General features: G+C 51.7%; 13 protein-coding genes. 5 read left to right on the forward strand and 8 right to left on the reverse strand.

All coding sequences use genetic code 11. The features are described from left to right. Window positions 1-98: 98 nt before the first annotated feature. Both AC4PHM_RS05890 and AC4PHM_RS05895 read right to left on the reverse strand, forming a co-directional pair. Window positions 99-1,079, reverse strand: coding sequence for an anti-sigma-I factor RsgI family protein (locus tag AC4PHM_RS05890; protein WP_492019983.1), 981 nt, complete (start codon window positions 1,077-1,079; stop codon window positions 99-101). Continuing rightward, the gene (locus AC4PHM_RS05895) at window positions 1,076-1,831 is read right to left on the reverse strand and encodes a hypothetical protein (RefSeq protein ID WP_492019984.1); all 756 of its coding nucleotides are present in this window, start codon (window positions 1,829-1,831) and stop codon (window positions 1,076-1,078) included. Before AC4PHM_RS05895 ends, AC4PHM_RS05890 begins: the two co-directional genes overlap by 4 nt. A gap of 415 nt (window positions 1,832-2,246) precedes the next feature. Here AC4PHM_RS05895 and AC4PHM_RS05900 point away from each other — a divergent pair, with 415 nt between their 5' ends. Further along, window positions 2,247-3,728, forward strand: a complete 1,482-nt coding sequence (locus tag AC4PHM_RS05900; protein ID WP_492019985.1) for a sigma-54 interaction domain-containing protein — start codon at window positions 2,247-2,249, stop codon at window positions 3,726-3,728. Between the two features lie 131 nt (window positions 3,729-3,859). Here the strand turns inward: AC4PHM_RS05900 and AC4PHM_RS05905 are convergent, their stop codons facing one another. Together AC4PHM_RS05905 and AC4PHM_RS05910 are read right to left on the reverse strand one after the other, a co-directional pair. Next, on the reverse strand, window positions 3,860-5,233 hold the full coding sequence (locus AC4PHM_RS05905; RefSeq protein WP_492019986.1) for a cation:proton antiporter: 1,374 nt from the start codon (window positions 5,231-5,233) through the stop codon (window positions 3,860-3,862). A gap of 382 nt (window positions 5,234-5,615) precedes the next feature. Beyond that, on the reverse strand, window positions 5,616-5,882 hold the full coding sequence (locus tag AC4PHM_RS05910; RefSeq protein ID WP_492019987.1) for a hypothetical protein: 267 nt from the start codon (window positions 5,880-5,882) through the stop codon (window positions 5,616-5,618). Here AC4PHM_RS05910 and AC4PHM_RS05915 point away from each other — a divergent pair. Next, window positions 5,881-7,050, forward strand: a complete 1,170-nt coding sequence (locus AC4PHM_RS05915; protein ID WP_492019988.1) for a glycosyltransferase — start codon at window positions 5,881-5,883, stop codon at window positions 7,048-7,050. The genes AC4PHM_RS05910 and AC4PHM_RS05915 overlap by 2 nt on opposite strands. 250 nt (window positions 7,051-7,300) lie before the next feature. Here the strand turns inward: AC4PHM_RS05915 and AC4PHM_RS05920 are convergent, their stop codons facing one another. Then, complete coding sequence (locus tag AC4PHM_RS05920) at window positions 7,301-8,191, reverse strand: hypothetical protein (RefSeq protein WP_492019989.1); 891 nt, start codon at window positions 8,189-8,191, stop codon at window positions 7,301-7,303. A 342-nt stretch (window positions 8,192-8,533) separates the two neighbouring features. Beyond that, window positions 8,534-9,253 carry a YebC/PmpR family DNA-binding transcriptional regulator gene (locus AC4PHM_RS05925; protein WP_492019990.1) on the reverse strand — a complete coding sequence of 240 codons (720 nt, stop codon included), beginning with the start codon at window positions 9,251-9,253 and terminating at the stop codon, window positions 8,534-8,536. 553 nt (window positions 9,254-9,806) lie between these two features. Between AC4PHM_RS05925 and AC4PHM_RS05930 the strand changes: the two genes are divergently transcribed. Genes AC4PHM_RS05930 through AC4PHM_RS05940 form a run of 3 tightly spaced genes read left to right on the forward strand, consistent with a single transcriptional unit; the run spans window position 9,807 to window position 14,225 of the window. After that, a complete protein-coding gene (locus AC4PHM_RS05930; protein WP_492020468.1) occupies window positions 9,807-10,517 on the forward strand; it encodes an ABC transporter ATP-binding protein in 711 nt (236 codons plus the stop codon). Further along, window positions 10,517-12,907: an ABC transporter permease gene (locus AC4PHM_RS05935; protein WP_492019991.1), complete on the forward strand. Its 2,391-nt coding sequence runs from the start codon at window positions 10,517-10,519 to the stop codon at window positions 12,905-12,907. Before AC4PHM_RS05930 ends, AC4PHM_RS05935 begins: the two co-directional genes overlap by 1 nt. A 43-nt stretch (window positions 12,908-12,950) precedes the next feature. After that, the gene (locus tag AC4PHM_RS05940; protein WP_492019992.1) at window positions 12,951-14,225 is read left to right on the forward strand and encodes an efflux RND transporter periplasmic adaptor subunit; all 1,275 of its coding nucleotides are present in this window, start codon (window positions 12,951-12,953) and stop codon (window positions 14,223-14,225) included. 118 nt (window positions 14,226-14,343) lie between these two features. On the opposite strand, the gene nadE is transcribed toward AC4PHM_RS05940, so the two are convergent. Further along, window positions 14,344-15,123 carry an NAD(+) synthase gene (gene nadE, locus AC4PHM_RS05945; RefSeq protein ID WP_492019993.1) on the reverse strand — a complete coding sequence of 260 codons (780 nt, stop codon included), beginning with the start codon at window positions 15,121-15,123 and terminating at the stop codon, window positions 14,344-14,346. A gap of 319 nt (window positions 15,124-15,442) precedes the next feature. Beyond that, window positions 15,443-15,838, reverse strand: a complete 396-nt coding sequence (locus tag AC4PHM_RS05950) for a CoA-binding protein (protein WP_492019994.1) — start codon at window positions 15,836-15,838, stop codon at window positions 15,443-15,445. Between the last annotated feature and the right edge of the window lie 177 nt (window positions 15,839-16,015).

Here is a 16,015-nt window from a genome sequence, read left to right on the forward strand (position 1 = left end):
CTACACTAGAAACTCGGTGTCAGACACCGAGTTTCTTTAAATTTAAAAAAGGAACCGGCGCGGGGCGCCGGTTCCTTCACCATGTCCTTCAATTTTGCTTAATTTCCGCCGTTCTTTCCGCCGGCATTGTTGCCGCTTGAGTTTTCGTTAGCGTTTTCGTTTGGAAACTTGTCTTCTTTATCCTTACCTTCAAGGCCAGGAGCGGATTCTGGTTTGCCTTTGCCGTTTTCGACGGCGTCCTCACCATCGGCAGTCTCATTGCTTTTGCTTTTGCCTTTGTCTTTGTCATTGGCTTGGTCTTCAGGAAGGACTTCGACACCGAGACGATTGCGCTTGATTTCTTTCATGATGTCTTTGACGGTGAGGTCTTCGTCATCAGCCATTTCTTTAAGCCACAAATCGTAGTCTCTTCCGGTTTGATCTTCTTCCGACATAGAATCCCAAAGCTTCTCAATAAGATTGAGTTTTCCAGGAGTGATTTCTAACTCAGCAGCCAGTGCAACGCGCTCTGCGCCAATGCCTTCGACTTCGACAACATCTGCTTCAAATCCTTTTTCCTCAATAAAAGTAGTCAGGTCTTCACCTAGTTTGACGACGATTTCACGGGTTTTCTCCTGGTTCTTGTGGTTTACGGAGATATAGACTTTGGTTTCGCCGTCTTCCTGATCGATGATGCCTTCTTTGATCATTTCCTCAATAGCTTCATGAATGGCGTCTTCTAGTTCTTTGCCTTTCAAGTCTTGGCCGATCTTCTCAAGAATGGCCACTGCATCCTCATTCATAGCTTCAACTTTAATGACTCTGTTAAAGCTGTTGACTTTGAGTTCCATCCCTGGATTAACGTCAAGGCTCACCGTCGCAACCGGATTCAAATACGCGTAAGATGCTGCGCCTGATGTAATCATGAGCACAGCTGCCGCTGCAGCCACCCATCGGGTTGCCTTGTTGTACCATTTAGTTGTTTTCACTTCTACCACCTGTCCAATCTTATAATTCTTATTTTCGAGAAGTCGGATGCTGCCGTCGTCTTGCAGTACAGCTGCTTTCGCTCCTCTGATCTCTGTAATAACAGCTTTCATCTGGATGTCCCCCTTTTAATGAAGCTCATGTACTGCGATAAGTGAGGATAGTCCCCACCGACGATTTCAGTTGCCGCTATAATATACTTTCGATGGCGCTCGATAATTTTTCGGGGTACCCCCGACATTTTTTCCAAACTTTTTATGGGGAGCTGGCCGTTTCTCTTTAGTTCCTGAAGCAGGACAGGCGACTCCAGGATACAATTGACTGCCAGCGCGCATGCGGCTTTGGTTTTTTGGGCTTTTGGGGAACTATCGGCTAAATCAAAGAATGAAAAGCCGAAGTCTGAGAACCGCTGATTGGCGGCTTCGATCTCGAGCTTGAGGGACTCGTCGGGCTCGACGCTGAGCTGGCGGACCACCTGGCTGCGCATGCCATGGTCCGGGTAGGCGTCATCCTGCTCGCTGCCACTCTCAAAGACATAAGGGTCGATGGGCACCTCTTTCAAATGCCTGGCTTCGCGGCGGGCATGGTCAATCAGGCGACGCTCTATAACCATGGCGGCAAAGCTGTAAAAGCTGCCTTTGTCGTAATGGTAAGTCTGCATAGCTTCGTGGAAGGCCTCCAGAGAGACGGCCCAGTGATCCTCGCTGTCTGACACGACCTGTCTGGAGTTTTGGGAGGCGACTGAGCGGTTCTGAAAGTGGCGGATGCAGTTGCGGATAAAGGCGTCATTTTCGAGAATGAAGGCGTCTGCCTGTTCCGGCATCTGCTGGATGTCAATTACTCTTTGGTCTATAGTGCGTTCCATGGCAAACCACCTCCTTGTCGTGTTATGTCAAGGCTTTTCGAGAGGATTATACCATTTGTGATTGTGCATCGTCTACAGATTGAAAGTTACAATGCCTTAAGGTTTTTGCTTAGTAAAACCCGGAGGTAAAAATATTTTTACGTATGCAGCTCAGGATGCGCCAACCTCTGGTATAATTGAGAAAATAGAAGCTCTGGCACCAAAATTAACTCGGTGACAGGCACTCACTCCAACTTGGTGACAGGCACTCACTCCAACTTGGTGACAGGCACTCACTCCAACTTGATGACAGGCACTCACTCCAACTTGGTGACAGGCACTCACTTCAAACCAGAGACAGTCACCAACCGCAGGTCGGTGACTGTCTCCCATCTCAACCCACCTCCCACCCCACCCTGAAAGCGAGGTACCTCCCATGCTCGAAGCCTATTACGACGTGATCACCAAAATCGAAAATTTTGTCGATGGACTCATGATCGTCGACGACCAGTGCCGCATCGTTTACAATAAACAATTTTTGCCTGGCAGCTTTGATTTGAAGGAAAAGGAATCCATCGGCAAAACCCCTATGGAAGTGTATCCGAACCTGAAGGCGGAGGATTCGACGTGCTACCGGGCGCTCCGCTACGGCGAGACCACGGTGAACCAGATTCAGAAGCTGGAATACATGGGCGGCGGCGAGATGCTGGTGCTGGACAATACGTTTCCCATCATGGAAAACGGTAAGATCATTGGTGCGGTGAGCACTTCCAAATACCTGGATACCGCTGCGCTGAAGAATTTCATCGACCTGCCCAACATGACCAGCTCCCATAAGGATGGGCTCTATGAGGTCAAGGACATTGTCGGCGAGTCAGCAGTGATCCGCAGCCTGAAGCAAAAGCTCGTCCGGGTTTCAAAGACCAACGCCAGCGTCCTCATTTACGGCGAAACGGGCTCGGGCAAGGAACTGGTGGCCCAGTCCATCCACAGCGGCAGCAGCCGGTGGGGCGCCATGTTCGTCTCCCAGAACTGCGCGGCCATCCCCCACACCCTCCTGGAGAGCATTTTCTTTGGAACCACCAAAGGCAGCTACACCGGCGCGGAGAACAAGCCCGGTCTCTTCGAGATTGCGAACGGCGGCACCCTCTTCCTGGACGAGCTCAACTCCATGGACCTCAGCATGCAGGCCAAGCTCCTGCGGGCCATTGAGGAGAAAAAGGTCACCCGCATAGGCAGTCACGAGCCCAAGAAGTTTGACGTGCGGATCATCGCTGCTGTGAACGAGCATCCCCAGAGCTGCATTGACCGCCAGCTGATGCGCCCTGACCTCTTCTACCGGCTTTCCAGCGTCCAGATCAAAGTGCCTTCCCTCAGGGAGCGCGCTGAGGACATCCCGCTGCTGACCGACCACTTCCTAAAACTGTTCAACAGTGAGTACGGGATGGCCATGAAGGGCGTGACCCCGGAGGTCGCTGACAGGCTGCTTGCGTACAGCTGGCCCGGCAATGTCCGCGAGTTCAAGAATGTCATTGAGAGCGCTTTCAACTTCGCCACGTCGAGCCAGATCAGCGTCGAGGACCTGCCCGAGTTTATGGTCGAAGGTGCAGCGCTGGGACAGGTGATCATCGGCACAAACGCTTTTAATTTGAGTCCTTCTGTCTCACAGCCCGCCGCCAAACCCAAAGCATTAGCCGATGGTCAGCCGCAGCCCCCATCACCGCCAAATTACGCCATGACCCTGCCGCCGGAGTCTCTCAGCCTGGGCGACGCCCTCGATGACTTCGAAAAGCACCTGATCCTGTCCCGCTCTGAGGGCATCCGCTCCCTCTCCGAGCTGGCCGGCCGGCTGCAGATTTCGAAGCAGTCGCTGAATTATAAGCTTCAGAAGTACCAGTTACAGATTCGCGAAAGGTAAAGACGTGCTTCAATAAAAACAGACCTGTCCCTGCGTGAGCGAGCTCCCGCAATGACAGGTCTGTTTTTGTTGATGTGCGGAAGCGGGTGTCTGACACCTTCTTCCATCACGCAGATGCCTTCTTCCATCCCTTACCGTGCCAGCAAGTACACCGGATAAGGTTCTTCGAGGCAGTCGCGGCTGTAGTGCTCATCGCCGCTTGGGACGCTGTAGGGATCTGTGACGGTGTCGTCAGTGTTTGACAGGGTTGAGGCGGTGGGCTCTGTGACCATCGGCAGAGCTTCTTCCAGCTTTAAGAGGTGGGCGAGCAGTCTGGCCGTGCTGGCCTGGAAGGTCAGGGTGATGAAGATGGCCGCGAAGGTCACGGAGGAGATGATGCGCGCGCCCGGGACGTCTGCCGCCAGCATCATGCCGGCGAGGGCGGCGGGGATGACACCGGTTTCTCGGACCCAGCACATGTAGAGGACCTCTTTGAGGCTCCATTTGGCCTGGCGGTCCCAGAGAACGCTGATCAGGACGGACACCGGCCGCGCCGCGAAGATGAGAACGGCGACCACCAACAGCGCGCCGCCGAGGTTTGAGAACAGGATTGAAAAGTCGATGCTGGCGCCCAGCAGGATGAAGATCATCATGCGCAGGATCAGCGTCAGGACCTCTTTGAAGCGGACTTGGGTTTCATATTGCTCTTCCGGCACCCAGAGGCCTATGATTTTTTTGTTGCCGCAGATCATGCCGACCACGAAGACCGCCAGGAAGCCGCTGAACTCGAAGTGGGAAGCCAGGATGTAGGCGCTGATGACGGTGGCTAAGCCAATCTCCGATGGATGCTCAGAGAACACCCCGTGCTTGCGGCTGGCGATCAGGTAGGACGCCGGGAAGCCTACAGCCAGTCCTACCGCGACGCCGCCCCCTGCGCTGATGAGAAGCTCGAGCAGCGTGCCGCTGAGGGAAAACGCGCTGCCCGCAATGAGCCCCAGCAGCGTCAGTGTGGTGATGGCGCCCACCGCGTCGTTGAACGCCGACTCCGCGATGATTGTCTGCTTCAAGCGCTTGCTGATGTTCATGGTTTTAAACAGCGGCACCAGCACCGACGGATCTGTGGAGGCGATGACGGAGCCCAGCAGCAGCCCGGTGAGCAGGTCCACGTGCAGGATCTTGCTGGCCGCCACCCCCGTAATAGCCGTAGAAACCACCACGCCGATGGTCGCCAGCGACAACACCGAAAATTTGACTTTGTTTAGGACTTTCAGGTTGATTTCCCGGCCGCCGTCGTAGAGGATATACGCTGCCCCAAAAGTGAGGATCAGCTGGTTAGCGGCGGGGTAATCATTAATGTCGATGAGGTTGAACGTCGCCGGGCCAATTAAGATCCCAGCCAGGATGTACATGACGACATCCGGCATATGAATGAGTTTGCTGAGCTTGGAAAACAGAACACCAGAAAATAAAACAATGGCTATAAGTTCGAGCATTTGATTGGTTTCAAACGCGATTGTACTGGACATGACAAAGACCCCTTATAATTATGGATATTTCGCCCTGTCTTTTGATCATTCTGCTTTTAATAGAATGAAAAATGGGCGGTTTATAATTAATAAATAATTGAAGGTTTAATGTTGATTATTGACTGTAGTTGTTAAAACTATAACGAAAATGCAGGAATAATTGCATACCGTTTCAGAACTAACCACCGCGACCGTGGACAAATCCGGATAAAGCATGTCTTCTCATAATGATCACTGTCGCGCACCTCCCAATTATTCGTTGATTACAACCCGCTATTTTGCTGGATCTCAGGTAGTCTTCGCAGATTTTATCCCGACCTGACCTCTGATATTTACGATCATACGCCTGTGCAAGTAAAATTGCAACCCCCGAAGTGCATGTTCACAAATATTTAACATCTGGGATGGTTTTCAGGTTGGTGACGCGGACAACTTTCAGGTTGGTGACGCGGACAGGTTTTGATTTAGTGACGCGGACAAAAACGAAACGAGTGCCTGTCACCAACTCAGAAATTGTACCAGACACATTTAATGAACTTTTAAGATTTGTATTCTCTATCTTGAAACCAGAGTTATCCCCAATCGCCAATCCTGTATTGACGTGATATACTTTTTCCAATGAATCATTTGGCGAAAGGAGCTGACTCATGAACATTGTGCTCTTGACGGATACCTGGCACCCCTATACTAATGGCGTCATTACTCACATTGAAGTCTTGGCTGAAGGACTCAGAAATTTAGGTCATCACGTCTTGATTCTTGCCTCCGATCCACATACCAAACACCACTTTATTGATGAGGAAGGCGTGCTCCATTGTCCCGGACTCACTTTAAAACGGATCTATGGGTATGGAATCGCGTTCCCTTATAGTTTCGAGCGTCTAAAGATCCTCAAAGCATTCCACCCCGACGTCATTCATATCCACAATGAATTCGGCATGGGCACCTTTGGCATGCTGGCAGCTCGAAAACTTAAACTTCCAATGGTCTACACCCTCCACACCGCCTATGATGACTACCTCCATTACTTGGCACCCAAACCATTTATGCCGATAACCAAAGCCTTGTCACACGGTTATGTTCGATTCCTGGCAAATTTTGCCCGCATTACGACCGGCCCTTCAGAAAAGGCCGCCGCCTACTTGAAAGCCAGAAAAGTAACCTCACCCTTTTACTATATCCCTAACAGCGTTGACCTTCATAAGTTCGATGCGCATAACCTCGAACCAGGGATCAGACAAGAGATCCGCTTCAAGTACAATATCCCCGATGGTCACCTCACCGCAATTTTCGTTGGACGTCTGGGAAAAGAAAAGAGCGTTGAAACACTGCTGGATCTTTGGAAAGCCAGTATTCAGCCTAAGGATCCCTTTTATCTGATGATCGTGGGAGACGGCCCAGAGCGGGATCACCTGGAACAAGCTGCAACAGATGCCGGCATCGCCCATCAGATCATTTTCACAGGTAAAATTCCTTATGAAAACATGCCCCACTACTATGCTGCCGCTGATGTCTTTGTCAGCGCTTCCCTTACTGAAATGATGTCCATCTCCCTGCTGGAAGCCCAGGCTATGGGCCTTCCGGTACTTCAGCGGCTGGATTCTCAGTACAAAAATCAGGTCATCGATCAGGTCAACGGTTTTGTCTTCACAGATGCTGCTGATTTTGGAGCACATCTGAAAGCCTTTGGACAGTTATCTTCCTTAGAATGGCACGACTGGCATACACGCTGCAGAAATCACGTCGCCCACCAAGGCGCAGAGGACCTGGCAAATCACCTGCTGGAGCTCTATCACCAGGCATGTGGGATGAAGTGAGTGACAGGCACTAAAGTTAACTGAGTGTCTGACACCAAAGTTGATTGAGTGCCTGTCACCAACTCAGAACTTGTACCAGACACTCTTTATAGATTTTTAATACTTTGCCGCCGATTTTCGGGTATAATATGACCATAGAGTCATGTGACCATAGAGTCACATGCTAATCAAAAGAAAAGGCGCAGAACCATAAAGATCCTACACCTCAAAATCAGAACTGCTTTTCATTATCTATTGATCTTGTATTGACCTATTTTTTGTTGCCTTTGCCTGGGTTTTCACCTTTGTTGTCATCGTCTTCATCGTCATCGTCATCGTCATCGTCTTCATCGTCATCATCTTCATCGTCGTCATCTTCATCATCTTCATCGTCGTCATTGTCGAGTTGTTGTGGCTTCATTTTTTCAACGACTGGTTTTCCGACTGTTTTTTCCGTATCAGTAAAATGGTCTGTAAAGTCTGCCAAATCATTGTGAGTTTTTCCGAGCATATCGTTTAATTGATCCACCAGAAAACCTTCAACTGCCACTTCCAGGTCTTCAAGATCCTCGATCTCGTCCAGACCGAAAGGCTCTTCTTCATTCATCTCACCAGCGACAAGCGCGATCAAATTGACGCCCTCTACACGGTTCGAAATGCCGGCTTCTTTAAGAAGCCTATTTGCAACGGCTGGAGCGGCAGGATCCATATCCTCGTCAAGGTCTTCTTCATCATCTTCGTCGTCTTCGTCGTTATCCTCTTTGTCAAGATCTTCTAAATCAACTTTTTTGGTTAACACTTGATCTTCTCCATCTGAGAAGTCAGCAAAAACCGTGATTTCAAACTCATCTGCTGGTGTATAATCTACTGCTTCAAAAGTATATTTAAACACCTTTGAACCAAATTCGTGACTTACTTCGAAATCATCAAACCATTCAGCAATGACATCATCATCGTCATTAATTTCAACACTAATTTCCTTTAAAATATCCCCAACCTCTGCATCCAACCACACCGTAATAAACAAATCATCATCCAAAACAAATGCGTTGACTCCGGATTGGTTCTTGTCTTTCATTGGATTCCCGTTATCCGCAAATGAAAATGCGGTCAATGTCAAAACCATCATAGAAATCAGCAACAAAGCTATAGATTTTCTCATGTGTACACGTCCTTTCAATACCATGGTTGAACCAACAATTTAAACTACCCTGGCCACGAATCTGCCAAAGTAAAAAGAACGACCTTTAGCGGTCTACAGACCGGTTCCTCCGCCCCCCTCTCTCGGCAACGACTTTTACATGCCTATTTGTTAATTTCGATAACTCTCCCTTCAATTTTGGGGTCACCCTAAAAATTAATTGTACAATTTTCAAAAAACGAAAAAGCACCCTTGTGTCATCTCTGATCAATCCACAGTTCGCGATTAACCATTCTGACACAAGGATGCCTGTCAACATCCATTTTATAATTCAACCAACAAAACGCCTAAACGCCTGATTCCCTAAGCCTGCTCCCAGTTATGGTACACTGTCTGCACGTCGTCCGAGTCCTCCAGCAGATCAATGAGCTTTTGCATATTCTTGATATCGTCCTCGTCCGTCAGCGCCGTCGTCGTCTGCGGGAGGTATCTCAGCTCGGCCATGGAGAATTCGTAACCATCGGCTTTAAGGGTATCACGCACTGCCCCAAAGTCTTCAATAGACGTATAGATCTCGAAGTGATCCTCCTCGGCAATGAAGTCCTCCGCGCCCGCTTCCAGAGCCTGCATCATGACCGTCTCCTCGTCCATGTTCTCCAGTCGGTCGATGACCAGGACGCCTTTGCGGTCAAACATAAAGCTGACGCAGCCATTCGTCCCCAGGTTGCCGTTGCCCTTGGAGAAGTAAGAGCGAACATCTGCCGCCGTGCGGTTCTGCTTGTCTGTGAGGCACTCCACCAGCACCGCCACGCCGCCCGGGCCATAACCTTCATAAGTCAGCTCCGTAAAGATGGCGCCGTCCGACTCCCCCGTGCCCTTCTTAACGGCACGATCAATATTGTCATTGGGCATATTGGCCGCCTTGGCCTTCTCAATGGCACTCATCAGCGCCGGGTTGTACATAGGGTCGCCCCCGCCTTCCCGCGCCGCCACCATGATGTACCGCCCAAGCTTCGTAAAAATCTTCGCGCGTTTTGCGTCCTGCTTGTTCTTTCTGTTCTCAATTGTTCCTATACGACCCATTTATCTTTCCTCCAGGCATTAAAATTCAACATCACATTATACCACCTATGCAGAGCCCAATCCAGCCCCCAAAATCCTTAAAAACCTCAGAAAAGAATCCTTCGAAAAACCACGCGGCCCCCACCGGTTTCCTCAGCCGGCCATTACCAGGTTACCGGCTGCCGTCATGAATGGCACAAGACCGGAATACTCATGGCGGGCCGGTTGTGCCGGTGTATTACGGTGAGTGATCGACTCTGGCAGGGGCGGAAGAGGATGGAAAAAAATAGGGGAAAAGTAATGGGGGAAGGGCGCGGCGTGTACCACCAAACCCGAAATGCCGTCTACTAAAAACAGTACCCTACCGATGGTCCCCCGCTAACATTCCCACCCCCACCGCCACCCTCAGCGTTTGACTGGGCGCAGTTTCGGTATAAATTACAATAATGGACAGGTGAGACTGGGGTCGAGAACGGAAGGCGGTGTCAGACACCTTCTTCCACGTCAAAACGGAAGAAGGTGTCTGACACCCTCTTCCAACACCCCCTTCCACCACCACGAGGAGGCACGCCCCATGGAACAAAACCAGATCCTCAACATCAGCCAACTGACGAAGCATTACCTCATGGGCGAAGTCACCGTCGAAGCCCTCCGTGGCGTGTCCTTCGACATTAAAGAAGGCGAATTCGTCGTCATCCTGGGCCCCAGCGGCTCCGGCAAGACCACCATGCTCAACATTCTGGGCGGCATGGACCAGGCCACTTCCGGCACCGTCAACTACCGTGGGGAAATCCTCAGCGACTTTTCGCAAAAGGCGCTGACCGAGTACCGCCGCAACGTCGTGGGCTTCGTCTTCCAGTTCTACAACCTGCTGGGCAACCTGACCGCCCGGGAAAATGTGGAGCTGGCCACGGAAATCATCGCTGACCATCTCAGTGTAGATGAAGTTATGGAAGACGTGGGCCTCACCGACCGGGCGGACCACTTCCCGGCTCAAATGAGCGGCGGCGAGCAGCAGCGCGTGGCTATCGCCAGGGCTGTCTGTAAAAATCCTGACCTCCTGCTGTGCGACGAGCCAACGGGTGCCCTGGACTTCGAGACCGGCATCCAGATCCTCAAGCTTCTGAAAAAAATCAACGTCAAATACAAGAAGACCGTCATTATCATTACACATAACGCGTCCATCGCGATCATCGCAGACCGGGTGCTGAAGATGCGCAGCGGTGAAATCGTCGAAAACATCATCAACGAAACGCCGATGGACCCTGAAAGGGTGACGTGGTGATGGGTGTCCTGAATCGCCGCCTCCTTCGCATGATCCTGAGCTCAAAGGGCCAGAACCTGGCCATCGCCATGGTCGTCGCACTGGGGCTTATGCTCTACGTGGCTATGTCCTCAGCCATCACCAACCTGGACGACGCCGTCCAAAAATATTTCACTATAACCAATGCCGCGGACATCTACATTGAAATCCCGGCCATCTCAGGCTCAGAAGTTAACAGCCTGCTCTCCGTCAGCGGCGTGGAGGCCGCCCAGGGAAGGATTGTTCGGGACGTCAATTTCATCTCCGACCAAAAAGAAGACGAAAACCAAAAAATAACCCTAAGGGTCATCTCCCTACCCGAGAACGCGGAGGATGCCAAAGATGGCATGATCCACAGCCTCTACTTTCAAACCAAGTCACAGACCCTGACCTCAGATGATGAAGTCTTCCTGATTGAATCGTTTGCCCGGGCCCGCGGCATTGAAGTGGGCGACGAGATCAAAATCCAGTATGCCGGTGAGGACCACACCCTCAAGGTCAAGGGGATCGTTTCCAGCTCAGAGTACATCTACCTGATGCAGAGCGAGCAGTCCCTGCTCCCGGACTTTAATAACTTCGGCATTGTGTACGTCCGCGAGTCCTTCGCCATGCGCTCCATCGCCTCCAAAGGGCAATATAATCAGGTACTTCTGACGGTCAAGGACAGCTTTGACGATAGCCATGAATCTGTCCGCAAGGCCGTGGAAAAGAAGCTTGAACCTATTGGCGCCCAGCGGGTCTACCTCAGGGAAGACCAGGTCAGCAGCCGGATGGTTCAGGAAGAAATCCGGGGCAACAAGCAGACCATGTCCATTGTGCCGGTCATTTTCCTCGGCATCGCGGCAGCCATTATGTTCGTGATGATTGGACGCTTCGTGCGAAATGACAAGGTGACCATCGGCGTGTTAAAGGCTATGGGCTACAACAACGGTCAGATCATGACCCATTACAGCCTCTACGCCGTGAGCATTGGCATTACCGGCGCGGTGCTGGGCGTGATCTTGGGGTCCCTCATGTCGGTGTACGTCACGACCCTTTACGCCACCGAAAGCTTCAACGTCCCAATCCTGGTTTTTAAGTTCCACGCCTGGATGCTGTTCGCCGCCCTGGGCCTTGCCCTGGTGTTTTCGGTTACAGCGGGCTATATGGGCGCCCGGGGCGTCATCCAGATCCATCCGGCGGCGGCCATGCGTCCTGAGGCCCCGCAGTCCGGCAAGCATATTGGCCTGGAGCATACGCGGTTCTGGCAATTCTGGGTCTCCTTCACGGAGAAGATGGTCATTCGCAACCTCATGCGCCACAAGCTGCGTATACTGGTCCTATCCATCGGCATAGCCCTGACTTTTATGATGATTATGATCCCGATCTACCTTCTCAGCGCGTTTCTGGACATGTTCGAGTTCCAGTACAGCATTATGCAGCGCATGGATTACAGCGTCAGCCTGAACGGCTTCATGACAGACCGGGCGCTGGTCCGCAGCCTGAGCGACTATGATGAGATCGACTATGCGGAGGGCCGGCTGGAATATCCATTTGAGGTTGTCAATGGCTACAGGAAAAAGGCCACCACCGTCATAGGCCTCTCGCCGAACACCAAAATTATCCATTTTTACGAGATCAATACCATGGTGCCGATGGTCTTCCGCCCAAACAGCGTCTTCATGACCAAGGGTCTGGCCGACAATCTCGGGCTGGGGGTCGGCGACACTTTTGTGATGAAGCCGTACCTGCCTGATCGAGAGGACCAAGTGTACAAGCTGACGGGGATCATTCGCCAGGACCTGGGGTCCAACGTCTACATGCCACTTAGCACCCTCCAGCGGGATTTCTTTGGGGAGGACGTCGTCAACGGTGCCTACCTTCAGGGCGGCAGCGACGTCAAGGGGGTGCTGACGGATGCCCGCAGCGTGTCGTCCTTTATGTCCAACGAGGATCTGCAGAATGCCTATCTGGACTTTATGCAGCTGACTTATATCTCGATTGGCCTAATCGTGGTGATTGGAATGTTTCTGGGTGTGGCCATAGTCTATAACACCGTGGTTCTGATGATCAACGAGCGCACGGTGGAGATCGCCTCCATGCGAATTCTGGGCATGAGGATTGGCGAGGTCTTTTCGGTCATCACCCGGGAAATCGCGGTGATCAGCGGCGTGGGGATTGTACTGGGAATTCCGCTGGCGTCCTGGGCGCTGGCGGGCATTGGGGCGTACTTTACCACGGATCTGTATTCCTTTGCGACGGTGCCGCAGTTCCTGGATTACGTCTATGCCGGTCTGATCACTCTGGTTTCCATAGTCATTTCCCTCGCCCTGTCCTATAGAAAAATCATTCACGCCAATTTTGTCGACGCGCTGAAGAATCAGGTGTCTTGACGGCCATAGGCCAAAATAGAATCCCCAAGCGGAGGTGTCGAAGTTGAAAAAGAAAATAAAACTGCGCAATATGTTGCTGCTGGCTGCGGGGATCATCCTGGTGGCTGCGGGGGCGGCCTATAATTACATGACCAGCCAGGTCAAGCTGGAACCTTATGTGGTGACCCAGGGGGACCTGAAGGAAGTGGTCGAGGCGTCCGGGACAGTGGCCAGCCAGAGCACAGCGGTGATCTACGCCAAGCAGGGCGGATTTGTCAGCGAGCTGTCCTATGAAGTCGGCAGCGTTGTGAACGCAGGTGATACTGTCGCGGTGCTGTCCTCCGAGGACCTCTACTACAGTATCCAGACTGCTCAGGCTCAGGTGAACGGCGCCCGGGCCCAGTATGCTCAGGCGGCGGAGAAAAACGATCCCCTTTTGACCAAGATGGGAGAAACGGCGGTGGCGAGTGCCCAGCTGAACTATGATACTGCTTTAAAAGCGCTGGAGGACACGCAGGTGCTCTATAAAGCCGGCGCTGTCAGCCAGGCGGAAGTGGATGCTGCCACGCTGGCGGCTTCACATGCCGAGGCGGCGCTGAAAACGGCTCAGGATCAGCTGGCCTTACAGAAAAAAGGGACGTCCGGCAATCTGCTGCGCTCCATCAGCGCCGGGATTGCTGCCGCCCAGTCCGAACTCAACCGCCTGAAGGCTATGGATGGGAACCGCACCATCATCTCCGACCGGTCCGGCGTCATGACCGAGCGTTACGTGTCCCTTGGGACCTTCGTCTCACCGGGCATGCCGCTGGCTGAGATCTCTGCCCTGGACCAGCTCAAGGTCGAGTCCGACGTGGTGGCCAAGGATATCCCAAGCTTATCCGTAGGCATGAAAACAGACTTATATGCCGATGGTAACTTAATCGCCACCGGAACCATCTCTAAAATCCATCCCAAACTGACAGAGATCATGTCCAGCCTGGGAATTGTGCAGAAGCGCGTCCGGGTTGAAATTGACGTGGATGAAGCTGTCACTGACTTAAGTACCGGTGGTGCAGCGCCGGGAGCGAGTCTCATGCTGGGACAGGATGTGGACGTCCAGTTCATAAAGGCCGAGAAAAAGAACGTCCTCCTGGTAGAGTCCGACTATGTTTATGAAGATGGGGATTCCAAGTACGTTCTTGTGATCGAAGATGGCAAGCTGGCCATGCGCACCGTAGAAACCGGCCTCCAGGGCGAGCTCTTTTATGAGATCCTCTCAGGTGTGACTGCCGATGAAAAGATCGTCGGCGAGATTGAGAATACGGTGCTGGTTGGGGATCGCGCGGATTGGGCAGATTAGAATGTGAAGTAAAAAAGAGGGAGGAAGGCGGTGTCAGACACCGCCTTCCTCCCTCTTTTTTACTTTTTCCATTTGGAAAAGGGCAGCGCCGCGGCGCTGCCCTTCCTTGTCGTTATCCTTACTCCTGCGCCTCAACCGGCGGCTTCGGCGGCATCACGCGTTTGTGTGCCGTCACATTGTACAAATGCTCAATTCTGGTTTTCGCCGCTTCGCTGATTTCTTTGCCTTCAAGATAATCGTCAATGTCGTTGTATTTGACACCCAGCTCAGCTTCATCCGTCTGGCCTTCCCAAAGACCGGCACTTGGCGCACGGTCGATGACTTGCTGTGGAACCCCAAGGACTTTAGCCCATTCGTAAACCTCTCGTTTGGTGAGGTTTGCGATTGGGAGGAAGTCGACCCCGCCGTCCCCATATTTGGTGAAGTAGCCCGTGAGGACCTCTGCCGCATTGTCCGTGCCGGCGACCAGGTATCCTAAGCTGTTAGCGACGCCGTAGAGCGTGCTCATTCTGAGTCGCGCCCGAAGATTGGCGTCCGTTATTCTGGCTCTGCCGTTGAGGTCGCGGTCGAGTTTGATTTTGATGTCGTCATAAATCAGTTCGTGTGAAACACTGAGATCCATCTCAATCCAGTGCAGGCCGCATTTTTCGGCGACTGCCCGGGCGTCAATGGAATCTTTGGTCGAGCTCTTCACCGGTAAAATGACCCCGATGGAGTCCTCCGGAAACGCCCGCTTGACGAGGTTGGCGACGACAGCTGAATCGATGCCGCCTGATAAGCCTACAACGACGCCATTTTGATGGGCGTTTTGTACAGTTTCTCTAATCCACTCAACCACGCGGTCAATTTCTCTGAGGCGCGTCTCGTGGTCTTCAATTTTCGTTACCATTATGGACATTTCTTTCCCTCCGCACTTATCTCAATAGTTTTAACATCTCATCATCCCAAGTACATGCGGATCTGCTTTGGTCAGTCGATTTCGAAGTGACTTCGGGTTATGCCGTGTTTTTCGCTTCTATATGTCACTGGCTGCAGATTCTCTTTAAATTTTGGCAGCGGCGACTTCTAACACTAAAGAAAATGAGCCGCGAGTGAGGATTGCGGGTGGGGTGACCATCGGCATCCTTACTTTAGGCCCTATCTTATCATGGATTTGTCGAAATTTCGACTGTTTTTTATTTACAAAATAGGTCGTGTCGAAAACGTAAAATTGTTATTCATTTTCCTATTTTGCCAAGTTCCACCAAAACGCAGTGGTGAAAGACGACCAACAGCCCCTTGTTTTTTGCATAGTTGATCAAGTCATCGTCAAAGGTGCCCGGCTGGAACCAGACGTATTTGACGCCAAGCTCAGCTGCTTCATCGATGAAGGGATAGCCCCGTTTTGGCGACACGACCATATCCACGCAGACAGGTACGACCGGCAGCGCTTTCAGGCTTTCGTAGCACGGGGTGCCGTCGATCTCCTGATACATTGGATTGACCGCGTAGGTTTCGTAACCGGCAGATCGCAGCCGCATGAGGATTTTGTAGCCAAATTTGTTTTCGCTTTGGGTGGCGCCAACGACGGCCCAGGTGTGCTCCGCCAGCATTTCTTTAATGTTTTCAGCCATAAGCTCAACACCTTTCGTGATGATTTGTTCTGAAGTTATGAAGTCTTAACGAAATCCTGTCTCGTTCAAGAGAATCAGGTCTATTTTCTTTCTACCCTTAATGAACCTTTAATAACGGATTGATCGCAGTTTGGTAACGCGGACAACTTCAACTTTGGTGACTGTCACTCACTCAAC

Source organism: Acidaminobacter sp. QWL-03, assembly GCF_058683855.1.